Raw genomic sequence first — 22,831 nt, 5'->3', positions numbered from 1 at the left:
GCAAGCTGATGGGAGAGGACTGAATGAGCAATGACGGCGTCAACGCAGGCCGGCGCCGCTTCCTCGTAGCCGCGACATCCGTGGTCGGGGCAGCGGGAGCAGTGGGGGCTGCGGTACCGTTCGTGGGGTCATGGTTTCCCAGTGCCAAGGCGAAAGCCGCGGGTGCACCGGTGAAGGTCAATATTGCCAAGGTCGAGGCCGGGCAGCAGATGGTGGCCGAGTGGCGTGGCCAGCCCGTATTCATCGTGCGCCGAACGGAGGAGATTCTCGGTAACCTGAAAAAAATCACCGGCGATCTGTCTGATCCAGAGTCCAAGGCCTCGGTCCAGCCGGCTTACGTCGACCCCGAGGTTCGCTCGATCAAGCCGGAAATCCTCATTCTCGTGGGCCTCTGCACGCACCTGGGTTGCTCGCCCACCTTCCGCCCGGAAGTCGCGCCCGCCGACCTTGGCCCGAAATGGGTAGGTGGCTACTTCTGCCCATGCCACGGCTCCCACTATGACCTGGCTGGCCGTGTCTACAAGTCGCAGCCGGCGCCTCTCAACCTGCCCGTGCCACCGCACTCTTACGAGTCGGACGAGATCATCGTCATTGGCGTCGACCAGGAGAACGCATGATGAGCAAGTTCATGGACTGGATTGATGCTCGCTTCCCCGCCACCAAGATGTGGGAAGACCACCTGAGCAAGTATTACGCGCCCAAGAACTTCAACTTCCTGTATTTCTTCGGCTCCTTGGCATTGCTGGTATTGGTGAATCAGATCGTTACCGGCGTGTGGCTGACCATGAGCTTCACGCCCTCGGCGGAAGAGGCGTTCGCCTCGGTCGAGTACATCATGCGTGATGTGGAGTACGGCTGGATTCTGCGCTACCTGCACTCTACCGGTGCGTCTGCGTTCTTCATCGTGGTCTACCTGCACATGTTCCGCGGCCTGCTCTACGGCTCCTACCAGAAGCCACGCGAACTGGTCTGGTTGTTCGGCATGCTGATCTACCTGGCGCTGATGGCTGAAGCGTTCATGGGCTACCTGTTGCCGTGGGGGCAGATGTCTTACTGGGGCGCCCAGGTGATCATTTCGCTGTTCGGTGCCATCCCGGTGATCGGTGACGACCTCACCCAGTGGATCCGTGGTGACTACCTGATCTCGGGCATCACCCTGAACCGCTTCTTCGCCCTGCACGTGGTTGCCCTGCCAATCGTGATTCTCGGCCTGGTGGTGCTGCATATCCTTGCGCTGCACGAAGTGGGTTCGAACAACCCTGATGGCGTGGACATCAAGAAGAAAAAGGACGAAAACGGCATTCCGCTGGACGGCATTCCGTTCCACCCGTACTACACCGTCAAAGACATTGTCGGGGTGGTGGTGTTCCTGTTCGTGTTCTGCGCCGTGGTGTTCTTCTTCCCGGAAATGGGCGGTTACTTCCTGGAAAAACCGAACTTCGAGCAGGCCAACGCGTTCAAGACCCCTGAGCACATCGCACCGGTGTGGTACTTCACACCCTTCTACGCGATCCTGCGTGCGGTGCCCGACAAGCTGATGGGTGTCATTGCCATGGGTGCGGCCATCGCCGTGCTGTTCGTACTGCCCTGGCTCGACCGTAGCCCGGTGCGTTCCATGCGTTACAAGGGCTGGATCAGCAAGGTCTTCCTGCTGGTGTTCTGCGTGGCCTTCGTCATCCTCGGCGTGCTGGGCGTACTGGCGCCGACACCTGGGCGTACCTTGTTGTCGCAGGTATGCACGGTGCTGTACTTCGCCTACTTCCTGCTGATGCCGTTCTACACAAGGCTCGAGAAGACCAAACCGGTTCCGGAAAGGGTGACTGGCTGATGAAAAAGTTGATTGCAGTATTTTTGCTGGCAGTGATGCCTGCCTTTTCCTTCGCTGCCGAACACGGCCTGGAGCTGGACAAGGCCGATATCGACCTGACCGACAAGGCCGCCATGCAGGACGGTGCGCGTACCTTCGCCAACTATTGCATGGGTTGCCACAGTGCCAAGTTCCAGCGTTACGAGCGAGTGGCCGATGACCTGGGCATTCCGCACGAGCTGATGCTCGAGAAGCTGGTGTTCACCGGTGCCAAGATCGGTGACCACATGCAGATCGGCATGAAGCCCAGCGACGCCAAGACTTGGTTCGGCGCTGCGCCACCCGACCTGACCCTGGTGGCTCGGGTGCGCGGTACCGACTGGCTGTACACCTATCTGCGCAGCTTCTACGAGGACCCGTCGCGGCCTTACGGGGTGAACAACAAGGTGTTCCCGAACGTCGGCATGCCGAACGTGTTGGTTGGCCTGCAGGGTAACCAGGTGATCGGCTGCAAGCAGGTGCAGACCGTGACCGATGGCAAGAAGCAATTCGACCCGTTGACCGGTAGCCCGATAACCCATGAAGCCTGTGACCAGCTGACCATTACGCCGAAATCCGGTACCCTGACCACTGAGCAGTTCGACGAGAAGGTCAAGAACCTGGTGACCTTCCTGGCCTATTCGGCCAACCCGGTCAAACTGGAAAGCCAGCGCATCGGTACCTACGTGTTGCTGTACCTGGCTTTCTTCTTCGTATTCGCCTACTTGCTCAAGCGTGAATACTGGAAGGACGTGCACTGATCACGCAGTAGTTTCTGGTTGTTGAACGCGCCCGTGGCGCCTGGCAATACTGCCAGGGTGCCCCGGGCGCGTTTTCATTTACAGTGTCACAAGCATCCCGTGCGAGGAGCCGCTACATGGGCGCAACCAACAGGTTAGCCTGCTATTCCGATCCCGCTGATCACTATTCTCATCGGGTTCGCCTGGTGCTGGCCGAGAAGGGTGTGAGCGTGCAGGTCATCGATGTCGACCCAGCTCGCCTGCCGCCCAAGCTGGTCGAGGTCAACCCTTACGGCAGCGTGCCGACTTTGGTCGACCGAGACCTGGCGTTGTATGAGTCGACCGTGGTGATGGAATACCTCGAAGAGCGTTACCCGCACCCGCCGCTGATGCCGGTCTACCCGGTTGCGCGCGGCAACAGCCGTTTGCTGATTCACCGCATCCAGCGCGACTGGTGTGCCCTGGCCGATACCGTCCTCGACCCGCGCAGCAAAGAGGCTGTCCGAGCCGATGCGCGTAAGGCCTTGCGTGAAAGCCTGACCGGGGTCTCGCCGTTGTTCAGCGAGTTCGCCTGCTTCATGAGTGATGAGCAAAGCCTGGTCGATTGCTGTCTATTGCCCATACTCTGGCGTCTGCCGGTGTTGGGTATCGAGTTGCCGCGGCAAGCCAAGCCGCTGCTTGATTACATGGAGCGCCAGTTCGCCCGCGAGTCTTTCCAGGCGAGCCTGTCCTCCGTAGAACGTGAAATGCGCAAGCTTTAAGGAGCCGTTGATGAACTCCAGTCGCCCCTATCTGGTTCGAGCACTGTACGAGTGGATCGTCGACAACGATTGCACGCCCCATATGCTGGTCAATGCCGAATTCCCGAAAGTTCAGGTGCCGGATGGTTTCGCCAGTGATGGCCAGATCGTCTTGAATATCTCGCCAAGTGCCGTGCGCAGCCTGAACATGGACAACGAAGCGGTCAGTTTCGATGGCCGCTTCGGTGGCGTGCCTCATTCGTTGTACGTGCCGGTTGGCGCCATCCTGGGCATTTATGCTCGCGAAAATGGCCAGGGTATGGTCTTCGAGCTGGAGTCCCCGTTGATGGATGGCGACGACCTTGAAGACGATGATGTACAGCCGGATGACGATGGCCCGCCAGAGGGCGGTGGCCAGCCGCCGCGTCCGACTGGTCGGCCAAGCCTGAAAGTGGTCAAGTAACAAAAAAGGCGATCCAACCGGATCGCCTTTTTCTTTACCGCCAATCTGGGTTACAGGTCGCTGATGGTGCGTACCTGGTCCTTGTTGATGCGGGTGCGCTTGCCGTCGAGCTGTTGGAACTCGTAGAAGCCGGCGTCGCGGTCGAACTTTGGTGCATCGACAGCCTGAATTTCACGGCCATCGTTGAGGGTGATCAGGCTTGGGGTGGAGCAGCCGGCCAGGGTGGCGAAGGTGCCGATCAGCAGGGCGGGCAGCAGAAGCTTTTTCATGCGGTGTTTCCTGGGTTTCTTGAGGGTGTTGTCTGCGCCGGCCTCTTCGCGGCTAAAGCCGCTCCTACAGGGTGTAGCGTACCCCTGTAGGAGCGGCTTTAGCCGCGAAGAGGCCGGAGAGTCAGTCGATGTACTCGAACAGCTTGACGATCTTTTGCACGCCCGACACGCCTTGCACCACGGCAGTGGCCGAGTTGGCCTCTTGCTGGGTGACCAGGCCAAGCAGGTAGACGATGCCGTTTTCGGTGATCACCTTGATGCGCGAGCTTGGCACCGCATTGTCGGTCAGCATCTGGGTCTTGATCTTGGTGGTCAGCCAGGCGTCGTTGTTGCGCGCCAGGATGGAGGAGGGCTGCATCACCTGCAGCTCGTTGTGCACTTTCTTGACCCGTTGTACCTGGCTGGCGGTTTGCTCGGCCAGGCTCTTGAGGTCGGCGCGTGGGGTCTGGCCGGCCAGCAGGACAATGCCGTTGTAGCTGCTGACAACGATGTGCGAGCCCTTGTCCAGGTCTGGGTTGGCCTTGGAGATGTTCACGGCGGCCTTGGTCTCGATCAACGAGTCGTCGATCTTGCTGCCAATGGTGCGCGTACCGCGATCGTCCTCAATCGGCGAATTGCGAGTAGAGGTGAGTACCGAGCTGCATCCGGTGACGCTCAGGCACAGGGTCAGGGCCATCAGGCCGAGGCGCATAGGGGTCATTCTTCACTCCCGAACAGTTGGCTGTCGATCAGATCGCACAGGCAGTGGATCGCCAGCAGGTGGACTTCCTGGATGCGCGCGGTAACCGTCGAAGGAACGCGGATTTCCACGTCCTCGGGCAGCAGCAGCGAAGCCATGCCGCCGCCGTCGCGACCAGTCAATGCTACGACAATCATTTCGCGGTCATGTGCGGCCTGAATCGCTTGAATGACGTTGGCCGAGTTGCCGCTGGTGGAGATCGCCAGCAGAACGTCGCCGGGCTGGCCCAGGGCGCGGATCTGCTTGGAAAAGACTTCGTTGTAGCTGTAGTCGTTGGCGATAGAGGTCAGGGTCGAGCTGTCGGTGGTCAGCGCGATGGCCGGCAGGCTCGGGCGCTCGCGCTCGAAGCGGTTGAGCAGCTCTGAAGAAAAGTGCTGGGCATCGCCGGCCGAGCCGCCGTTGCCACAGGCGAGCATCTTGCCCTCGTTGAGCAGCGCATTGACCATGACCAGGCTGGCCTGCTCGATGTGCGGTGCCAGGATGTCCATTGCCTGTTGCTTGGTATCGATGCTGGCCTGAAACAGCCGGCGAATTCGGGATTGCATGTCCATCTGGTGACCTTAAGTGGGGCGGTGGCCTTTGCTACGCGCAACAACGACCAGCCCGCGAAACATAGAGCAAAAAAAACGAAGTGGGTTCAGCATTCGAAGGCGTTTTTCAGCCATTGAAGCGGTCTGCCTGCATGGTGGCTGCCCTGCAGGGCGACTACGTCGAAGCGGCAGGGGTGGTTGCCCCAGTGGGGCTCCTTCTGCAGGAACAGGCTGGCGGCAAGCACCAGCCGTTTCTGCTTGCGCCCATCGATACTGTCGAGGGCGCCTCCGAAGCCCGCGTGCAACCGGTAGCGGACTTCGACGAATACTACTGTATCGGCGTCGAGCATGACCAGATCAAGCTCACCGCCTTTGCATCGCCAGTTGCGTGCCAGCAGTTGCAGGCCTTGCCCCTGAAGGTACTCAAGGGCTTGGGTCTCTGCTGCTTGCCCGGCACGGGTAGGCGATGCTGCAGGCATCAGCGCGGGGTGTCAGGCAGGCGCTTGACCTGGCCGCCGGCAAACTCGGCCCATGGCAGCTGGCGCTCGACGCGTTGGTTGGCGTTGATGCTCAGGCTGCCCGAAAGGCCCAGGACGCGGTTGTCCGGCAGTGCTTTCAGCTGGCCCAGGCGTGGCGCCAGGCTGTAGGCATCGACGCCCATGGCATACAGACGGCCCAGGCTGCCAGCGGCCTGTGGCCACTGCTGTACGACCTGTTGGCGCAGGCTGTTGCTGGTGTCGAGCAGCCACGGCGTTTCGCAGAAGCGGATGCCGTTCATGTCGTTGTACTGGTTGACGTCACCGCTGGCGCTGTACAGGTTCGAGGTGGCGTAGACCGGTACGTCACCGGCGTACTGGAAGTTCAGGGTCGGCTTGATCTGCTGGGCCTGCTGTGGGGTCGAGGCGAGGAAGATGAAGTCGATGTCCTGGCGGCGCGACGGTTGTGCGGCAATGCTGCCGCCTACCGTGCTTTGCAGGCTCTTGGCGCGGCCTTCGCTCTGGCGCAGTTGGAACAGGTCGGCAATCTGCTGGGCCAGGGCGACCGGCTGGGCGATGCGCTCGGCGGCGAGCAGGGTGCCACCATTGCCTTCCCAGTCCTGACGGAAGGCGGCCAGTACGCGGTCGCCCCATTCACCGCTCGGCACCAGGGCCACGGCGCGGACCATGCCATCGGCGCGGGCGCGGCGGGCTACTTCGCGGGCTTCGTCTTCGGCAGCCAGGCCGAACTGGAACAGTTGCGGCGGGGCTTTCTGGCCGGCGTCGGCGTAGTTCAGGGCCAGGGTAGTGATCGGCAATTGCGGTTTGGCGGCCAGTTGCTTCACCAGCGGCTTTTCCAGCGGGCCGATGACCAGTTGCACGCCGGCGGCCTGGGCCTGGCGATAGAAGTCATCGAGCGAGCCGATGCGCGAGCTGTCGAACACCTGCACGGCAGGTGCCGGTTGGCCGGCTTGCTGGGCCTGGAAGTGAGCGGCCATGAAGCCGTCACGCAGGGCGCGGGCAACACCGGCCAGCGGGCCCTCCTGAGGCAGCAGCAGGGCGACCTTGGTCAGCGGTTGGCTGGCCAGTTCCTTGAGCTTGGTCAGCGCCAGCGGCAGTTGCTGGGCGGCAGGGTGGTCCGGGTGTTGTTTGACCCAGGTCTCGATGGCCGCTTGTTGCTGTTCCAGGGTGCCTGCACTTTTCACGGCGAAGGCCAGGCTGGTCCAGCCGGCCAGGGTCTGATCGTTGGCTGGCTGTTGCAGTTGCTCTGCCGGCAGTGAGGCAACCAGGGCCCAGATGGCGTCATTGTTGGCGCTGGCGGCCTGGCCGCTGAGCAGCGGGGCCAGCAGCACGCGCTGTTGTGCGGCCGCCAAGGCCTGGCCGTCGGCTTCGAGGGCGGCGGCATGCACGTTGTAGGTGCGCGCTTGCTGTTCCTTTGGCAGCTCAGCTACGCGCTGCAGGCTGGGGTGGGCCAGGGCAGCCAGGGCCGCTTTGGGCTGGTTGCGGCTCATGGCCAGCTCGGCGGCGAGGGTGCTGGCGAACACTTGCTGGGCCGGCTTGAGCGTGTCCAGCGGAACCTGCTCGAGAATGCGTGCGGCGCGTGGGAAATCCTTCTGCTTGTAGGCCAGGTCGGCCGCGCTCAGGCGCAGCAGGGCCGCGTCTTCAGCAGACTTGCTGGAAGCGGCTTTTTCGAGCAGTTGCTCGATGCTGGCGTCCGGGGTGCGTGGCAGTTCGCCCAGGCTGGATGAGGGCGAGCTGGCGCAGGCTGCCAGCAGGGCGGCGAGGCAGAGGGCTGTGAGCAGCCGCAGGCAAGCGATCATGTAAAGGTCCTGTTACTCGATCAAGTTGGCCGGCAATTGTACCCAAGCACTGGCCGGGGCGCGATGTTGCTGTGTCGATCCTTCACTATAGGCGGCTTGTTGCTGATCGCCGGCGAAGATCTTTGCGCCCTGTTGCAGGCGCTCGGGCTACAATGGCGCCTTTGATCCAAATGACAGGTGTACGCAGTGACTGATGTGGCAGGGGCTTCGAAATCCACGGTGGGGACGCTGTATGTGGTGGCAACCCCCATCGGCAATCTCGACGACATGAGCGCCCGGGCGCTGAAGGTGCTGGCGGATGTGGCCCTGATCGCCGCCGAAGACACCCGTCATTCGATCCGCCTGCTGCAACACTTTGGCATCGATACGCCGTTGGCGGCCTGCCATGAGCACAACGAGCGCGACGAGGGCGGGCGCTTTCTCACCAAGCTGCTCGCGGGTGAGCATGTGGCGCTGGTTTCCGATGCCGGCACGCCGCTGATTTCCGATCCGGGTTACCACCTGGTGCGCCAGGCGCGGGCCGCGGGCGTGAACGTGGTGCCGGTGCCGGGCGCCTGTGCTTTGATCGCCGCGCTGTCGGCAGCCGGCTTGCCGTCGGACCGCTTCATCTTCGAAGGCTTCCTGCCGGCCAAGCAGGCCGGGCGTCGGGCACGCCTGGAGCAAGTAAAGGAAGAGCCGCGTACGCTGATTTTCTATGAGGCCCCGCACCGGATCCTGGAGTGCCTTGAGGACATGGAAGCGGTATTTGGTGGCGACCGCCCGGCGTTGCTGGCGCGCGAATTGACTAAAACCTTCGAGACCCTGAAGGGTTTGCCGCTGGCGGAGCTACGTGCATTCGTTGCTGGTGATAGCAACCAGCAGCGCGGTGAATGCGTGGTGCTGGTCGGCGGCTGGAGTGCGCCGGAGGGCGAGCAGGCCATCAGCGCCGAGGCGCAGCGTGTGCTCGACCTGCTGTTGGCCGAGTTGCCGCTGAAGCGGGCGGCGGCACTTGCCGCGGAAATTACCGGTGTGCGCAAGAACCTGTTGTATCAACTTGCCCTTGAAAAGCAGAAAGCCGAATAGTGGCACTTTGATATAAATACCGGTATTGCTTGTTCTTGTGCGCGCGTGCCGGTAACCTTGGCGGCGGAGAGTCGATCGGACAGTCGCTGCCTGTTTTTGTTCCGCAACTTTGTTGTGTGGACAGCAGGGGGAGGAAAGTCCGGGCTCCATAGGGCAGAGTGCCAGGTAACGCCTGGGAGGCGCGAGCCTACGGAAAGTGCCACAGAAAATAACCGCCTAAGCACTTCGGTGCCGGTAAGGGTGAAAAGGTGCGGTAAGAGCGCACCGCACGTCTGGCAACAGTGCGTGGCTGGGTAAACCCCACTCGGAGCAAGACCAAATAGGGTTCCATCAGGCGTGGCCCGCGTCGGAACCGGGTAGGTTGCTAGAGGCGTCCAGTGATGGCCGTCGTAGAGGAATGACTGTCCTCGACAAAACCCGGCTTACAGATCGACTCTCCACCTTTCCTTCCCTGCGTGATTCGGTAGCAGATCCTCTCTGGTAATACCGAAAAAATCTTACTCTTGATAAATCACTTTAACTTTGAACTCCATTCGCTTGAGTGGGTTTGATTTTTCACGTGTTTTTTTCTCTTCGGCAGTCCTTCCACATTCCCTTATCGCGCTAAATCTCGGTCCTGTAAGGCTTTTCCTTATGAACGCGCCTTGACGGTGCTGCGGACGGATTCCTATAGTGTGCGCAAGTGGCAGAAAGTGGGATGAAGTGGGTTTTCTGGCACAAAAAAGCTAACATTGTGGGGAATCGCAGCCGTGTTCCGCGGAGCCAACGCCGTCAGCCTCGATGCCAAGGGCCGTCTCGCCATGCCGAGCCGGTACCGTGACGAGCTCGATTCGCGTTGCAATGGTCAGCTGATCGTGACCATCGACGCCGTAGACCCCTGCTTGTGTGTTTATCCCCTCGATGAGTGGGAACAGATAGAAGCCAAGTTGCGTGCCTTGCCATCGTTGCGTGAGGAAAACCGCCGCCTGCAGCGCTTGCTGATTGGTAATGCGGTTGACCTGGAGCTCGATGGCAGTGGTCGTTTCCTGGTGCCGCCCCGCCTGCGTGAGTACGCCAAGCTCGACAAGAAGGCGATGCTGGTGGGGCAACTGAGCAAATTCCAGCTGTGGGATGAAGATGCCTGGAACGCGGTTTCGGCAGCCGACCTTGCAGCTATTCAACAACCGGGCGCCATGCCCGACGAATTGCGTGACCTGATCCTGTGACCATAGATAGCGGCTTCAACCACATTACCGTCCTGCTCGACGAAGCTGTCGAGGCATTGGCCCTGCGCGCCGACGGTTGCTATCTGGACGGCACCTTTGGCCGTGGCGGACACAGCCGGCTGATACTCAGCAAGCTCGGGCCGCAAGGGCGGCTGCTGGGCTTCGACAAAGATCCACAGGCGATTGCCACGGGGCAAGCGCTGGCGGCCGAAGACGGCCGCTTTGTCATTGTGCAGCGCAGCTTTGCCGAGCTGGGCGCTGAGGTGGCCGAGCGCGGCCTGCACGGGAAGGTCAGTGGTGTGCTGCTGGACCTGGGCGTGTCTTCGCCGCAGCTGGATGACCCCGAGCGTGGCTTCAGCTTCCTCAATGATGGCCCGCTGGACATGCGTATGAACCCGGGCCAGGGCATCAGTGCCGCGGAGTTCATCGCCACTGCGCCAGTAGAAGAAATCGCCCGCGTCTTCAAGGAGTACGGCGAGGAGCGTTTCGCTGGGCGTATGGCGCGGGCCGTGGTCGAACGCCGCGAAAAGCAGCCGTTCACCCGTACCGCCGACCTGGCAGAAGTGCTCAAGGTGGCCAACCCGGCTTGGGAAAAAGGTAAAAACCCGGCTACCCGTGCCTTCCAGGGGCTTCGCATTCACGTCAACAACGAGCTGGGCGACCTTGAGGCTGGCCTTGAAGCCGCACTCGATGCGCTCGAAGTCGGGGGCCGTCTGGCGGTCATCAGTTTCCACTCGTTGGAAGACCGTATCGTCAAGCTGTTCATGCGCAAGCTGGTGAAAGGCGAGGCCGACAACCTGCCGCGCAACCTGCCGGTGCAGCACAAGGTCTTTGAGCCAAAAATCAAACTTATCGGCAAGGCCCAGTTCGCCTCCGAAGCCGAGCTCAAGGCCAACCCGCGGTCGCGTAGCGCCGTGATGCGTGTGGCGGAGAAACTGCGGTGAGCAGGCTGTTCGCCAAGCCTTTGCCAGGCGGAAGCTTCCTGATGCTTCTGCTGTTCGTTGGCGTGCTGGTTTCGGCCATTGCCGTGTCCTACAGCGCGCACTGGAACCGCCAGCTGCTCAATACCCTGTACGGTGAATTGAGCGAGCGCGACAAGGCTCAGGCCGAATGGGGCCGGCTGATTCTGGAGCAGAGCACCTGGACCGCCGCCAGCCGTATCGAGAACCTGGCTTCCGAACAGCTGAAAATGCGCGTGCCGTCGGCTGACGAAGTACGGATGGTGGCGCCATGATGAAGCTCGAAGGCGCACTCTACCCGTGGCGCTTCCGCGTGGTGATCGGCTTGCTGGCAATCATGGTCGGTGCGATCTGCTGGCGCATCATCGACCTGCAGGTAGTTGACCGTGACTTCCTCAAGGGCCAGGGCGATGCGCGCAGCCTGCGTCACATTCCCATCCCGGCGCACCGTGGGTTGATTACCGACCGCAACGGTGAGCCATTGGCCGTGAGTACCCCGGTTACCACCCTGTGGGCCAACCCCAAGGAAATGCAGGCCTCCAAGGAGCGCTGGCCGCAACTGGCTGCCGCGCTGGGGCAAAACCCGCAACAGCTGATCGAACGCCTGACTCAGCAGGCCAACAAAGAGTTCATCTACCTGGTGCGTGGCCTGACCCCGGAGCAGGGCCAGCACGTGCTCGACTTGAAAGTGCCCGGTGTGTACGGCCTGGAAGAATTCCGCCGCTTCTACCCGGCCGGTGATGTCACCGCGCACATGGTCGGCTTTACCGACCTCGACGACCACGGTCGTGAAGGGGTGGAGCTGGCCTATGACGAGTGGCTGGCCGGTGTCCCAGGCAAGCGCCAGGTGATCAAGGACCGGCGCGGCAGGCTGATCAAGGACATCCAGGTAACCAAGAACGCCAAGGCCGGGAAGACCTTGGCGTTGTCGATAGACCTGCGCCTGCAGTACCTGGCTACCCGCGAGCTGCGCAATGCCATTGCCGAGCAGGACGCCAAGGCCGGCAGCCTGGTGATCATGGACGTGAAGACCGGTGAGGTCCTGGCCATGGTCAACCAGCCGACCTACAACCCCAACAACCGCCGCAGCATGTTCCCGGCGGCCATGCGTAACCGGGCGATCATCGATGTGTTCGAGCCGGGTTCCACGGTCAAGCCGATTTCCATGAGCGCGGCGCTGCAGAGCGGCCGCTGGAAGCCGACCGACAAGGTCGAGGTGTACCCGGGTAGCCTGCAGATCGGCCGCTACACCATCAAGGACGTGTCGCGCAGCGAGGGCCCGATCCTCGACCTGACCGGCATCCTGATCAACTCCAGTAACGTCGGCATGAGCAAGATCGCCTTCGACATCGGGGGCGAGGCCATCTACCGGGTCATGTCCCAGGTCGGTCTGGGTCAGTACACCGGCCTTGGCTTCCCGGGCGAGCGTGTCGGTAACCTGCCCAACCACCGCGAGTGGCGCAAGGCCGAGACCGCGACGCTGTCCTATGGCTATGGCTTGTCGGTGACTGCCTTGCAACTGGTGCATGCCTACGCAGCGCTGGCCAACGACGGCAAGATGGTGCCGCTGTCGATCATCAAGGTCGACAAGGCCCCGGAAGCGGTGCAGGCCATTCCGAAGGAAACCGCCGAAACCGTTCAAGGCATGCTGCAACAGGTGATTGAAGCGCCGCGTGGTGTGTTCCGTGCCCAGGTGCCGTTCTATCACGTGGCCGGCAAGTCCGGCACCGCGCGTAAAGCCACCGTGGGCTCCAAGGGTTACACCGAAAACGCCTACCGCTCGCTGTTCGCCGGCTTCGGGCCGATGAGCGACCCGCGCTACGCCATCGTCGTGGTCATCGACGAGCCGGGCAAGGGTGGTTACTTCGGTGGTCTGGTCTCGGCGCCGGTGTTCAGCAAGGTCATGTCCGGCACCCTGCGCCTGATGAACGTGCCGCCAGACAACCTGCCGCCACCAGCACCCGCGGCACCTGCCGTGCAATCGCAAGTCAATGCAACAGCCGCCAAGGGAGGGCGTGGATGATGACAATGCCATTAAGCAAACTTTTCGCCCACGCCAGCCGTGACCCGCTGATTCGTGAACTGACCCTGGACAGCCGCAACGTGCGCCCGGGTGACCTGTTCCTGGCCGTGCCGGGTGCCAAGGTCGATGGCCGCGAGCATATCGCCGATGCCTTGACCCGTGGTGCCGCCGCCGTGGCCTATGAAGAGCAGGGCGCCACCGTGCTGCCGCTGACCGAAGTGCCATTGATTCCAGTCAAGGGCCTGATCGCACAGTTGTCGGATGTCGCCGGGCGTTTTTATGGCGAACCCAGCCGCCAGCTGAACCTGGTCGGTGTGACCGGGACCAACGGCAAGACCAGCGTTACCCAATTGGTGGCCCAGGCGCTCGACCTGCTCGGCCAGCGCTGCGGCCTGATCGGCACCCTGGGTACCGGCTTCTACGGCGAGCTGCAGAGCGGCCGTCTGACCACGCCCGACCCGATTGCCGTGCAGTCGACCCTTTACGATTTGAAAAAGCAGGGCGCCAAGGCTGTGGCCATGGAGGTTTCCTCTCACGCCCTGGAGCAAGGCCGAGTCGCCGCATTGGAGTTCGACATCGCGGTGATGACCAACCTGTCCCGCGACCACCTCGACTACCACGGCAGCATGGAGGCCTATGAGGCCGCCAAGGCCAAGCTGTTCGCCTGGCCCAGCCTGCGTTGCCAGGTGGTCAACCTGGATGACGCCTTTGGCCGTCGCCTGGCCGCTGACTTTGCCCGCCGTCCGAGCGTCGACCATATCGACACCCGGCTGCTGAGCTACAGCCTGGAAAACCCAGATGCCTCGCTGTTCTGTCGCGAGGCCGCGTTCAGTGACGATGGCGTGCGCGCGACGATCGTTACCGCACAAGGTGAGCGTATCCTGCGCAGTCAGCTGCTGGGGCGCTTCAACCTGAGCAACATGCTCGCCGCTGTCGCGACACTGCTGGCACTGGATTATGCACTGGACGAAATCCTCAAGGTCACCCCGCAACTGCACGGTCCGGTAGGCCGTATGCAGCGCCTGGGTGGCGGCGACAAACCGCTGGTGGTGGTCGATTACGCCCACACCCCGGACGCCCTTGAAAAAGTGCTCGAAGCCCTGCGCCCACACGCCCACGGTAAGCTGCTGTGCCTGTTCGGCTGCGGCGGCGACCGTGATCGCGGCAAGCGCCCGCTGATGGCCGAAGTGGCCGAGCGCCTGGCCGATCGCGTACTGGTCACCGATGACAACCCACGTACCGAAGACCCACAGCGCATCTTCGACGACATCCGTCCCGGTTTCGCCCGGCCTGTCTCGGTCGAGTTCGTTGCCGGTCGTGGCGAGGCCATCGCGCAGTTGATTGCCTCCGCTGCTGCCAACGACGTGATCGTGCTGGCTGGCAAGGGGCACGAGGATTACCAGGAGATCAATGGCGAGCGCCATGACTTCTCCGATTTGACCGAAGCCGAAAAGGCACTTGCAGCCTGGGAGGCGCCACATGCTTAAGCCACTATCACTCAGCCAGCTGACCACAGCACTGAGTGGTCGACAAAACGGTGCCGATGCCACGTTTACCGGTGTCAGCATCGACAGCCGCAGTGTCGGCGCCGGGCAACTGTTCGTCGCCCTGGCCGGTCCGCGTTTCGATGGTCACGACTACCTGGCCGATGTAAAAGCCAAAGGCGCGGTCGCAGCCTTGGTAGAGCGTGAAGTCGCCGATGTAGACCTGCCACAGCTGTTGGTGGCCGATTGCCGCCTGGCCCTTGGCCAACTCGGTGCATTGAACCGCGCCGCATTCGACAAGCCGGTGGTGGCCATTACCGGCTCCAGCGGCAAGACCACGGTCAAGGAAATGCTCGCCAGCATCCTGCGTACCCGTGGCCTGGTGCACGCTACCCGTGGCAACTTGAACAACGACCTCGGTGCGCCGCTGACACTGCTGGAGATCGCCCCGGAGCACAGCGCCGCAGTGATCGAGCTGGGCGCCTCGCGCATTGGTGAGATCCGCTACACCGTGGGCCTGACCCAGCCGCAGGTGGTCATCATCAACAACGCCGGTACCGCCCACGTTGGCGAGTTCGGCGGCCCGGAGAAGATTGTCGAAGCCAAGGGCGAGATTCTCGAAGGCCTGGGCGAGGGCGGCATTGCCATCCTCAACCTGGACGACAAGGCCTTCGCCATCTGGAGTGCGCTTGCCGGCTCGCACAAGGTCGTCAGTTTCGCGCGCAGCAACCCGAAGGCCGATTTCCACGCCACGGTCATCGGTCGCGATGCACGTGGCTGCCCGTCGTTCAAGCTGCATGGCGCGGGTGAAACGGTAGACGTGCAACTCAATGTGCTGGGCGAGCACAACGTCAGCAATGCCCTGGCCGCTGCCGCCGCTGCGCATGCCGTTGGTCTGAGCCTGAACGGTATTGCTGCCGGCCTGGCTGCAGTGCAGCCGGTCAAGGGCCGTACCGTGGCACAGATTGCGCCGAACGGGGTACGGGTGATCGACGACAGTTACAACGCAAATCCCTCCTCCATGTGCGCGGCCATTGATATACTCGCCGGCTTTTCCGGACGCACCGTCCTGGTGCTTGGGGATATCGGCGAATTGGGGCAATGGGCGGAAGAAGGCCATCGTCAGGTGGGTGACTACGCGCGTGGCAAGGTCGATGCCCTGTACGCAGTGGGTTCCAACATGACACACGCGGTCAAGGCGTTCGGCGCCAATGGCCGCCATTTCGCTACTCAAGCTGAGCTGATCGACGCAGTTAGCGCCGAACACGCCAGCGACACCACTATTTTGATCAAGGGCTCGCGCAGCGCTGCGATGGAAAACGTCGTGGCGGCATTGTGCGGTGCCAGCGGGGAGAAACATTAATGCTGCTGCTGTTGGCCGAGTATCTGCAACAGTTCCACAAAGGCTTCGCGGTCTTCCAGTACCTGTCCCTGCGCGGGATTCTTGGTGTACTGACCGCGTTGTCCCTGGCGCTGTGGCTGGGGCCGTGGATGATCCGTACCCTGCAAATTCGCCAGATCGGCCAGGCCGTGCGTAACGACGGCCCGCAATCGCACCTGTCCAAGTCCGGCACCCCGACCATGGGTGGCGCGCTGATCCTGTCGGCCATCGCCGTCAGCACCCTGCTGTGGGCGGACCTGAGCAACCGTTATGTCTGGGTTGTGCTGATCGTCACCCTGGCGTTCGGTGCCATCGGCTGGGTCGATGACTACCGCAAGGTGATCGAAAAGAACTCGCGTGGCCTGCCGAGCCGCTGGAAGTATTTCTGGCAGTCGGTGTTCGGCCTGGCGGCGGCAGTGTTCCTGTACAAGACCGCGCCAACCAGCGTGGAGACCACCCTGATCCTGCCGTTCATCAAGGATGTCACCATTCCGCTGGGCGTCGGCTTCGTGGTGCTGACTTACTTCGTCATCGTCGGCTCGAGCAACGCGGTCAACCTCACCGATGGCCTCGACGGCCTGGCAATCATGCCGACAGTGATGGTCGGCGGTGCGCTGGGCATCTTCTGCTACCTGTCAGGTAACGTGAAGTTCGCCGAATACCTGCTGATCCCCTATGTGCCGGGCTCGGGCGAGCTGATTGTGTTTTGCGGCGCGCTGATCGGTGCCGGCCTGGGCTTCCTGTGGTTCAACACCTACCCGGCACAAGTGTTCATGGGCGACGTTGGCGCGCTTGCGCTGGGCGCTGCGCTGGGCACCATCGCCGTGATCGTGCGCCAGGAAATCGTGCTGTTCATCATGGGGGGCATCTTCGTTGTCGAAACCCTGTCGGTGGTGATCCAGGTCGCCTCCTTCAAGCTGACCGGCAAGCGCGTGTTCCGCATGGCGCCGATCCACCACCACTTTGAACTCAAGGGCTGGCCAGAGCCACGGGTGATCGTCCGCTTCTGGATCATCACCGTGATCCTGGTGCTGATCGGCCTTGCAACCCTGAAACTGAGGTAGATGAGCGTGTCTTTGATCGCTTCCGACCAATTCCGCATCGTTGTCGGCCTCGGCAAGAGCGGCATGTCCCTGGTTCGCTTCCTGGCGAACCGGGGCATTGCCTTTGCGGTCGCCGACACCCGCGAGCAACCGCCGGAACTGGACACCCTGCGCCGTGATTACCCGCAGGTGGAAGTGCGCTGTGGTGAGTTGGACGTGGACTTCCTGTGCCGCGCCAACGAGCTGTACGTGAGCCCTGGCCTGGCCTTGGCCACGCCGGCGCTGCAGCAGGCGGCCGCGCGCGGCGTGAAGCTGTCCGGCGATATCGAGTTGTTCGCCCGCCATGCCACCGCGCCGATCATTGCCATCAGCGGTTCCAACGCCAAGAGCACCGTCACTACCCTGGTCGGCGAAATGGCCGCCAAGGCCGGCAAGCGCGTGGCCGTGGGCGGCAACCTCGGTACCCGGCGCTGGACCTGCTGGCCGATGATGTCGAGCTGTACGTGCTGGAGCTGTCCAGCTTCCAGCTGGAAACCACTGACCAGCTCAACGCTGAAGTGGCTACGGTGCTGAACATCAGCGAAGACCACATGGATCGTTACAGCGGCCTGCCTGCCTACCACTTGGCCAAGCACCGGATCTTCCGGGGCGCCAAGCAGGTGGTGGTCAACCGTCAGGACGCCCTGAGCCGGCCGCTGCCGGTGGAAGGCCGCCCATGCTGGACCTTCGGCCTCAACCAGCCGGACTTCAAGGCCTTTGGCCTGCGTGAAGTGGATGGCGAAAAATACCTGGCGTTCGAGTTCCAGGCGCTGATGCCGGCGCGCGAGCTGAAGGTTCGCGGCGCTCACAACCAGAGTAACGCCCTGGCGGCCCTGGCCTTGGGGCATGCCGCCGGCCTGCCATTCGAACCCATGCTCGAAGCCCTGCGTGAGTTCGGTGGCCTGGCCCACCGTTGCCAGTGGGTACGCGAGCGTAACGGGGTGAACTGGTACGACGATTCCAAGGCCACCAACGTGGGTGCTGCCCTGGCCGCCATCGAAGGCCTGGGGGCCGATATCGAAGGCAAGCTGGTGCTGATTGCCGGTGGCGATGGCAAGGGCGCTGAATTCACCGCACTGCGCGAGCCGGTCAAGCGTTTCTGCCGCGCCGTGGTGTTACTGGGGCGTGATGCCGAGCGTCTGGCCGACGCCTTGGGCGATGACGTGCCGCTGGTACGGGTCAAGAGCCTCGACGACGCCGTGCAGCAGTGTGCCCAGCTGGCCCAGGCCGGTGATGCCGTGCTGCTGTCGCCGGCGTGCGCCAGCCTCGACATGTTCAAGAACTTCGAAGAACGCGGGCGCCTGTTCGCCCAGGCAGCGGGAGGCCTTGCATGATCTTCGGCATCCTCAAGCCTTACCCGTCGCCGCTGATCAGCGGCCGTGGCATCGACCTGGACTTCCCGATGCTTGCCGGTTGCCTGGCCTTGCTGGGCCTTGGCCTGGTGATGATCACCTCGGCGTCCTCGGAAGTGGCTGCGGTGCAGTCGGGCAACCCGCTTTACCACATGTTCCGCCACCTGGTTTACGTATCCCTTGGCCTGGTTGCCTGTGGTGCGACCATGCTGGTGCCGATCGCCACCTGGCAGCGCATGGGCTTCATGATGCTGCTGGGCGCCTTCGGCCTGCTGGTGCTGGTGCTGGTGCCAGGCATCGGTCGTGAAGTGAACGGCTCCATGCGCTGGATCGGTTTCAGCTTCTTCAACGTGCAGCCTTCGGAAATTGCCAAGGTGTTCGTGGTCATCTACCTGGCCGGCTACCTGGTGCGCCGTCAGACCGAGGTGCGCGAAACCTGGATGGGCTTCTTCAAACCGTTCATCGTGCTGCTGCCCATGGCTGCACTGCTGCTGATGGAGCCGGACTTCGGTGCCACCGTGGTGATGATGGGCGCGGCGGCGGCGATGCTGTTCCTTGGCGGGGTGGGGCTGTTCCGCTTCAGCCTGATGGTGGTGCTGGCGGTGCTGGCGGTGTTCGTGCTGGTACAGGCGCAGCCGTACCGGATGGCGCGCCTTATCACGTTCACCGACCCGTGGTCCGACCAGTTCGGCTCGGGTTACCAGCTGACCCAGGCGCTGATTGCCTTCGGCCGTGGCGAGTGGCTGGGTGTTGGCCTGGGCAACAGTGTGCAGAAGCAGTTCTACCTGCCTGAAGCGCACACCGACTTCGTGTTCTCGGTATTGGCCGAAGAGTTGGGCGTGGTCGGCTCGCTGGTGACCATCGCCTTGTTCGTGTTCGTCACCGTGCGTGCCCTGTACATCGGCCTGTGGGCCGAGAAGGCCAAGCAGTTCTTTGCCGCCTATATGGCGTTCGGCCTGGCCTTCCTGTGGATCGGCCAGTTCCTGATCAACATTGGCGTGAACGTCGGCCTGCTGCCGACCAAGGGCCTGACCTTGCCATTCCTCAGTTACGGGGGCAGCTCGCTGGTGATCTGCTGTGCCTGCGTGGGCCTGTTGCTGCGCATCGAGTGGGAAAGCCGCACGCACCTGGGCAGCGAGGAACACGAATTCAGTGAAAGCGATTTTGCCGAGGAGACCAGTCATGGCCGCTGACGGCAAGAATGTATTGATCATGGCAGGCGGCACCGGGGGCCATGTGTTCCCGGCCCTGGCCTGCCCCGAGAGTTCCAGGCACGCGGTTACAGCGTGCACTGGCTGGGCACCCCGCGCGGCATCGAGAACGAGCTGGTGCCACAGGCAGGCTTGCCATTGCACCTGATCCAGGTCAGCGGCTTGCGCGGCAAGGGCAAGCTGTCGTTGCTCAAGGCGCCGTTCACCCTGATCAAGGCCGTGCTGCAGGCGCGGCGGATCATTCGTCAGCTCAAGCCGGTATGCGTACTGGGCTTTGGCGGTTACGTGACCGGCCCTGGTGGCGTTGCTGCGCGGCTGTGCGGCGTGCCGCTGGTGATTCACGAGCAGAATGCCCGGGCCGGTACCGCCAATCGCCTGCTGGTGCCACTTTCGGCGCGGGTCTGCGAAGCTTTCCCGAACACCTTCGAGGCTAGCGACAAACGTCGCACCACCGGCAACCCGGTGCGCCCGGAGCTGTTCATGGACGCGCAACGCGCGCCCCTGGCCGAGCGCCGTGCACGCCTGTTGGTGCTCGGTGGCAGCCTGGGTGCGGAACCATTGAACAAATTGTTGCCTAAGGCCCTGTCCGAGGTGCCCGCTGGGCTGCGGCCAGAGGTGTTCCACCAGGCCGGCAAGCAACACGCGCCGATCACTGCCGAGCGTTATCACGAGGCGGGCGTCGCAGCTCAGGTAGAGCCCTTCATCAAAGACATGGCCCAAGCCTATGGCTGGGCCGACATGGTGGTGTGCCGGGCCGGTGCCCTGACCGTCAGCGAGCTGGCGGCAGCAGGCCTGCCTTCGATGCTGGTGCCTTTGCCCCACGCAATCGACGACCACCAGACCCACAACGCCCAATATCTGGCCCGCGAAGGCGCTGCCTTCCTGATGCCACAAGCGACAACTGGCGCAGCGCAGCTCGCTGAACGCCTGAACGAGGTGCTGATGCAACCCGAGAAACTCAACGTCATGGCAGGCACCGCACGGCGCCTGGCCAAACCTGCCGCAACCAGCACCGTGGTCGATATCTGCCTGGAGGTGGCCCATGGTTGAGAGCCAGAAAGCCATGCCCCAGCCGAAGATGGGCCGTATTCGCCGTATTCACTTCGTCGGTATCGGCGGCGTGGGCATGTGCGGTATTGCCGAAGTGCTGCTGAACCTGGGCTATGAAGTGTCCGGTTCCGACCTTAAAGCTTCGCCGGTCACCGAGCGCCTGGAATCGTTCGGCGCCGAGATTTTCGTTGGCCACCGTGCCGAGAACGCCGCCACCGCCGACGTGCTGGTGGTGTCCAGCGCGATCAACCCGGCCAACCCGGAAGTGGCCACCGCCCTCGAACGGCGCATCCCAGTGGTACCGCGTGCCGAGATGCTGGCTGAGCTGATGCGCTATCGCCACGGCGTTGCCGTTGCCGGTACCCATGGCAAGACCACCACCACCAGCCTGCTGGCGTCGGTGTTTGCCGCCGGTGGCCTGGACCCGACCTTCGTCATCGGTGGCCGCCTGACCGCTGCCGGTACCAATGCCCAGCTGGGCACCAGCCGCTACCTGATCGCCGAAGCAGACGAAAGCGATGCCAGCTTCCTGCACCTGCAGCCGATGGTGGCCGTGGTCACCAACATCGACGCCGACCACATGGCGACCTACGAAGGTGACTTCAACAAGCTGAAGAAAACCTTCGTCGAGTTTCTGCACAACCTGCCGTTCTACGGCCTGGCCGTGATGTGCCTGGACGACCCGGTGGTGCGCGAAATCCTGCCGCAGGTGAAGCGTCCGACCGTGACCTACGGCTTCAGCGAAGAGGCCGACATCCGCGCCATCAACGTGCGCCAGCAGGGCATGCAGACCCACTTCACCGTGCTGCGCCGCGACTGCGAGCCATTGGAGGTGTCGGTGAACATGCCCGGCAACCACAACGTGCTCAACGCCTTGGCCACCATCGCCATTGCCACTGACGAAGGCATCACTGACGAAGCCATCATCCAAGGCCTTTCTGGCTTCCAGGGTGTCGGCCGTCGCTTCCAGGTGTACGGCGAGCTGCCGGTCGAAGGCGGCAGCGTGATGCTGGTCGACGACTATGGTCATCACCCGACCGAAGTGGCCGCGGTGATCAAGGCCGTGCGCGGTGGCTGGCCAAGCCGTCGCCTGGTGATCGTTTACCAGCCGCACCGCTACAGCCGCACCCGCGACCTGTATGACGATTTCGTCCAGGTACTGGGCGATGCCAACGTGCTGCTGCTGATGGAAGTGTACCCGGCCGGCGAAGAGCCGATCCCCGGTGCCGACAGCCGTCAGCTGTGCCACAGCATCCGTCAGCGCGGCAAGCTGGACCCGATCTATATCGAGCGTGGCGCCGAGCTGGCGCCGCTGGTCAAGCCACTGCTGCGCGCTGGTGACATCCTGATCTGCCAGGGTGCCGGTGATGTTGGCGGCCTGGCCCCGCAGTTGATGAAAAGCCCGCTGTTCGCAGGCGCCAAGCAGGAGAAGTCGAAATGACCAGCGCCTACGACAAGCTGCACTCCACCTTGGACGTCAAGGCATTCGGCCGCGTTGCCGTGCTGTACGGTGGCAAGAGCGCCGAGCGTGAGGTGTCGTTGAAGTCTGGCGCTGCGGTGATCGATGCGCTGACAACTGCCGGTGTCGACGTGGTTGCCATCGACGTCGGTGACGACCTGCTCGCGCGCCTGCAAAGCGAGAAAATCGACCGCGCCTTCATCATCCTCCACGGCCGTGGCGGTGAAGACGGCAGCATGCAAGGCCTGCTGGAGTGCCTTGGCATCCCCTACACCGGCAGCGGCATCCTTGCTTCGGCGCTGGCCATGGACAAGCTGCGCACCAAGCAGGTGTGGCAGAGCCTGGGCATTCCGACCCCGCGTCACGCGGTATTGGCGAGCGAAAGCGATTGTTTGCAGGCCAGTACGGAACTGGGCTTCCCGCTTATCGTCAAACCCGCCCATGAAGGCTCTAGCATCGGCATGGCCAAGGTGAACAGCGCCCAGGAACTGGTCGCCGCCTGGCAGGACGCCGCCAAATACGATTCCCAGGTACTGGTGGAACAGTGGATCCACGGCCCGGAGTTCACCATCGCGGTACTGCGCGGCCAGGTGCTGCCGCCGATCGCCCTGGGTACGCCGCACGTGTTCTACGACTACGACGCCAAGTACATCGCCAACGATACCCAGTACCGCATCCCGTGCGGCCTGGATAGCGCCAAGGAACAGGAACTGATCGACCTGACCGCACGTGCCTGCGATGCCATCGGCATCGAAGGCTGGGGGCGGCTGGACGTGATGCAGGACGAGCAGGGCCGGTTCTGGCTGCTCGAAGTCAACACCGCACCAGGCATGACAGATCATAGCCTGGTGCCCATGGCGGCCCGCGCGGCCGGCCTGGACTTCCAGCAACTGGTGCTGGCAATCCTGGCCGAAAGCGTGGCGACGCGAGGTTAACAACC

At 62.7% G+C, this 22,831-nt stretch carries 21 protein-coding genes, 1 other RNA gene and 2 pseudogenes; 19 read left to right on the top strand and 5 right to left on the bottom strand.

Translation table 11 applies throughout. From position 1 onward, the window contains the following. The first annotated feature begins 23 nt into the window (after positions 1-23). The 5 genes from petA to AB5975_05095 all read left to right on the top strand — a co-directional run bounded on the left by petA (position 24) and on the right by AB5975_05095 (position 3,789). The gene (gene petA / locus AB5975_05115; GenBank protein XDR21278.1) at positions 24-617 is read left to right on the top strand and encodes a ubiquinol-cytochrome c reductase iron-sulfur subunit; all 594 of its coding nucleotides are present in this window, start codon (positions 24-26) and stop codon (positions 615-617) included. Next, on the top strand, positions 617-1,828 hold the full coding sequence (locus tag AB5975_05110) for a cytochrome bc complex cytochrome b subunit (GenBank protein ID XDR22924.1): 1,212 nt from the start codon (positions 617-619) through the stop codon (positions 1,826-1,828). The genes petA and AB5975_05110 overlap by 1 nt, the downstream gene beginning before the upstream one ends. Further along, positions 1,828-2,607 carry a cytochrome c1 gene (locus tag AB5975_05105; GenBank protein ID XDR21277.1) on the top strand — a complete coding sequence of 260 codons (780 nt, stop codon included), beginning with the start codon at positions 1,828-1,830 and terminating at the stop codon, positions 2,605-2,607. The genes AB5975_05110 and AB5975_05105 overlap by 1 nt, the downstream gene beginning before the upstream one ends. 116 nt (positions 2,608-2,723) lie before the next feature. Beyond that, positions 2,724-3,347, top strand: coding sequence for a glutathione S-transferase N-terminal domain-containing protein (locus tag AB5975_05100; protein ID XDR21276.1), 624 nt, complete (start codon positions 2,724-2,726; stop codon positions 3,345-3,347). A gap of 10 nt (positions 3,348-3,357) precedes the next feature. After that, positions 3,358-3,789, top strand: a complete 432-nt coding sequence (locus AB5975_05095; protein XDR21275.1) for a ClpXP protease specificity-enhancing factor — start codon at positions 3,358-3,360, stop codon at positions 3,787-3,789. A gap of 50 nt (positions 3,790-3,839) precedes the next feature. On the opposite strand, the gene AB5975_05090 is transcribed toward AB5975_05095, so the two are convergent. The 5 genes from AB5975_05090 to AB5975_05070 all read right to left on the bottom strand — a co-directional run bounded on the left by AB5975_05090 (position 3,840) and on the right by AB5975_05070 (position 7,623). Then, positions 3,840-4,058 carry a YgdI/YgdR family lipoprotein gene (locus tag AB5975_05090; GenBank protein ID XDR21274.1) on the bottom strand — a complete coding sequence of 73 codons (219 nt, stop codon included), beginning with the start codon at positions 4,056-4,058 and terminating at the stop codon, positions 3,840-3,842. Between the two features lie 121 nt (positions 4,059-4,179). Further along, positions 4,180-4,758: a BON domain-containing protein gene (locus tag AB5975_05085; protein XDR21273.1), complete on the bottom strand. Its 579-nt coding sequence runs from the start codon at positions 4,756-4,758 to the stop codon at positions 4,180-4,182. After that, a complete protein-coding gene (locus AB5975_05080) occupies positions 4,755-5,348 on the bottom strand; it encodes a phosphoheptose isomerase (protein ID XDR21272.1) in 594 nt (197 codons plus the stop codon). The genes AB5975_05085 and AB5975_05080 overlap by 4 nt, the downstream gene beginning before the upstream one ends. A gap of 86 nt (positions 5,349-5,434) precedes the next feature. After that, a complete protein-coding gene (locus AB5975_05075) occupies positions 5,435-5,806 on the bottom strand; it encodes a YraN family protein (protein XDR21271.1) in 372 nt (123 codons plus the stop codon). Beyond that, positions 5,806-7,623: a penicillin-binding protein activator gene (locus AB5975_05070; protein XDR21270.1), complete on the bottom strand. Its 1,818-nt coding sequence runs from the start codon at positions 7,621-7,623 to the stop codon at positions 5,806-5,808. Before AB5975_05070 ends, AB5975_05075 begins: the two co-directional genes overlap by 1 nt. Before the next feature lie 186 nt (positions 7,624-7,809). Here AB5975_05070 and rsmI point away from each other — a divergent pair, with 186 nt between their 5' ends. The 14 genes and pseudogenes from rsmI (at position 7,810) to AB5975_05000 (ending at position 22,826) form a co-directional block, all read left to right on the top strand. Beyond that, positions 7,810-8,685: a 16S rRNA (cytidine(1402)-2'-O)-methyltransferase gene (gene rsmI / locus AB5975_05065; GenBank protein XDR21269.1), complete on the top strand. Its 876-nt coding sequence runs from the start codon at positions 7,810-7,812 to the stop codon at positions 8,683-8,685. Positions 8,686-8,752: 67 nt separating this feature from the next. Next, positions 8,753-9,126: RNase P RNA component class A (gene rnpB / locus AB5975_05060), an RNA gene on the top strand. A 308-nt stretch (positions 9,127-9,434) separates the two neighbouring features. Further along, positions 9,435-9,890 (top strand): division/cell wall cluster transcriptional repressor MraZ, encoded by a 456-nt coding sequence (mraZ, locus tag AB5975_05055; GenBank protein ID XDR21268.1) that lies wholly within the window; start codon positions 9,435-9,437, stop codon positions 9,888-9,890. A 2-nt stretch (positions 9,891-9,892) separates the two neighbouring features. Next, on the top strand, positions 9,893-10,834 hold the full coding sequence (rsmH, locus tag AB5975_05050) for a 16S rRNA (cytosine(1402)-N(4))-methyltransferase RsmH (protein ID XDR22923.1): 942 nt from the start codon (positions 9,893-9,895) through the stop codon (positions 10,832-10,834). Next, a complete protein-coding gene (gene ftsL, locus AB5975_05045; protein XDR21267.1) occupies positions 10,831-11,124 on the top strand; it encodes a cell division protein FtsL in 294 nt (97 codons plus the stop codon). The genes rsmH and ftsL overlap by 4 nt, the downstream gene beginning before the upstream one ends. Beyond that, positions 11,124-12,872 carry a peptidoglycan D,D-transpeptidase FtsI family protein gene (locus tag AB5975_05040; GenBank protein ID XDR22922.1) on the top strand — a complete coding sequence of 583 codons (1,749 nt, stop codon included), beginning with the start codon at positions 11,124-11,126 and terminating at the stop codon, positions 12,870-12,872. The genes ftsL and AB5975_05040 overlap by 1 nt, the downstream gene beginning before the upstream one ends. Next, complete coding sequence (locus AB5975_05035; protein XDR21266.1) at positions 12,872-14,359, top strand: UDP-N-acetylmuramoyl-L-alanyl-D-glutamate--2,6-diaminopimelate ligase; 1,488 nt, start codon at positions 12,872-12,874, stop codon at positions 14,357-14,359. The genes AB5975_05040 and AB5975_05035 overlap by 1 nt, the downstream gene beginning before the upstream one ends. Beyond that, complete coding sequence (gene murF, locus AB5975_05030; GenBank protein ID XDR21265.1) at positions 14,352-15,719, top strand: UDP-N-acetylmuramoyl-tripeptide--D-alanyl-D-alanine ligase; 1,368 nt, start codon at positions 14,352-14,354, stop codon at positions 15,717-15,719. The genes AB5975_05035 and murF overlap by 8 nt, the downstream gene beginning before the upstream one ends. Then, positions 15,719-16,801, top strand: coding sequence for a phospho-N-acetylmuramoyl-pentapeptide-transferase (mraY, locus tag AB5975_05025; GenBank protein XDR21264.1), 1,083 nt, complete (start codon positions 15,719-15,721; stop codon positions 16,799-16,801). The genes murF and mraY overlap by 1 nt, the downstream gene beginning before the upstream one ends. Before the next feature lie 6 nt (positions 16,802-16,807). Further along, positions 16,808-18,153: pseudogene (gene murD / locus AB5975_05020) on the top strand (UDP-N-acetylmuramoyl-L-alanine--D-glutamate ligase). Further along, the gene (ftsW, locus tag AB5975_05015; GenBank protein ID XDR22921.1) at positions 18,153-19,364 is read left to right on the top strand and encodes a putative lipid II flippase FtsW; all 1,212 of its coding nucleotides are present in this window, start codon (positions 18,153-18,155) and stop codon (positions 19,362-19,364) included. Before murD ends, ftsW begins: the two are co-directional and overlap by 1 nt. After that, a pseudogene (murG, locus tag AB5975_05010) lies at positions 19,354-20,432 on the top strand (undecaprenyldiphospho-muramoylpentapeptide beta-N-acetylglucosaminyltransferase). Before ftsW ends, murG begins: the two are co-directional and overlap by 11 nt. Continuing rightward, a complete protein-coding gene (gene murC / locus AB5975_05005) occupies positions 20,425-21,873 on the top strand; it encodes a UDP-N-acetylmuramate--L-alanine ligase (GenBank protein ID XDR21263.1) in 1,449 nt (482 codons plus the stop codon). The pseudogene murG and the gene murC overlap by 8 nt, the downstream one beginning before the upstream one ends. Beyond that, on the top strand, positions 21,870-22,826 hold the full coding sequence (locus AB5975_05000; protein XDR21262.1) for a D-alanine--D-alanine ligase: 957 nt from the start codon (positions 21,870-21,872) through the stop codon (positions 22,824-22,826). The genes murC and AB5975_05000 overlap by 4 nt, the downstream gene beginning before the upstream one ends. Positions 22,827-22,831 lie beyond the last annotated feature (5 nt).

Origin of the sequence: Pseudomonas putida, assembly GCA_041071465.1 — a bacterium.
In the GTDB taxonomy this organism is placed as follows: Bacteria; Pseudomonadota; Gammaproteobacteria; order Pseudomonadales; family Pseudomonadaceae; genus Aquipseudomonas; species Aquipseudomonas putida_P.
This window is presented reverse-complemented; position numbering and strand designations above follow the sequence as displayed.

Coding starts and splice junctions, on each gene's coding strand:
- murC (XDR21263.1), top strand. CDS start 20,425: ATGGTTGAGAGCCAGAAAGCCATGCCCCAGCCGAAGATGGGCCGTATT.
- AB5975_05085 (XDR21273.1), bottom strand. CDS start 4,758: ATGACCCCTATGCGCCTCGGCCTGATGGCCCTGACCCTGTGCCTGAGC.
- AB5975_05080 (XDR21272.1), bottom strand. CDS start 5,348: ATGGACATGCAATCCCGAATTCGCCGGCTGTTTCAGGCCAGCATCGAT.
- AB5975_05075 (XDR21271.1), bottom strand. CDS start 5,806: ATGCCTGCAGCATCGCCTACCCGTGCCGGGCAAGCAGCAGAGACCCAA.
- AB5975_05105 (XDR21277.1), top strand. CDS start 1,828: ATGAAAAAGTTGATTGCAGTATTTTTGCTGGCAGTGATGCCTGCCTTT.
- AB5975_05000 (XDR21262.1), top strand. CDS start 21,870: ATGACCAGCGCCTACGACAAGCTGCACTCCACCTTGGACGTCAAGGCA.
- AB5975_05090 (XDR21274.1), bottom strand. CDS start 4,058: ATGAAAAAGCTTCTGCTGCCCGCCCTGCTGATCGGCACCTTCGCCACC.
- AB5975_05035 (XDR21266.1), top strand. CDS start 12,872: ATGACAATGCCATTAAGCAAACTTTTCGCCCACGCCAGCCGTGACCCG.
- petA (XDR21278.1), top strand. CDS start 24: ATGAGCAATGACGGCGTCAACGCAGGCCGGCGCCGCTTCCTCGTAGCC.
- AB5975_05040 (XDR22922.1), top strand. CDS start 11,124: ATGAAGCTCGAAGGCGCACTCTACCCGTGGCGCTTCCGCGTGGTGATC.
- AB5975_05100 (XDR21276.1), top strand. CDS start 2,724: ATGGGCGCAACCAACAGGTTAGCCTGCTATTCCGATCCCGCTGATCAC.
- AB5975_05095 (XDR21275.1), top strand. CDS start 3,358: ATGAACTCCAGTCGCCCCTATCTGGTTCGAGCACTGTACGAGTGGATC.
- murF (XDR21265.1), top strand. CDS start 14,352: ATGCTTAAGCCACTATCACTCAGCCAGCTGACCACAGCACTGAGTGGT.
- mraY (XDR21264.1), top strand. CDS start 15,719: ATGCTGCTGCTGTTGGCCGAGTATCTGCAACAGTTCCACAAAGGCTTC.
- AB5975_05110 (XDR22924.1), top strand. CDS start 617: ATGAGCAAGTTCATGGACTGGATTGATGCTCGCTTCCCCGCCACCAAG.
- AB5975_05070 (XDR21270.1), bottom strand. CDS start 7,623: ATGATCGCTTGCCTGCGGCTGCTCACAGCCCTCTGCCTCGCCGCCCTG.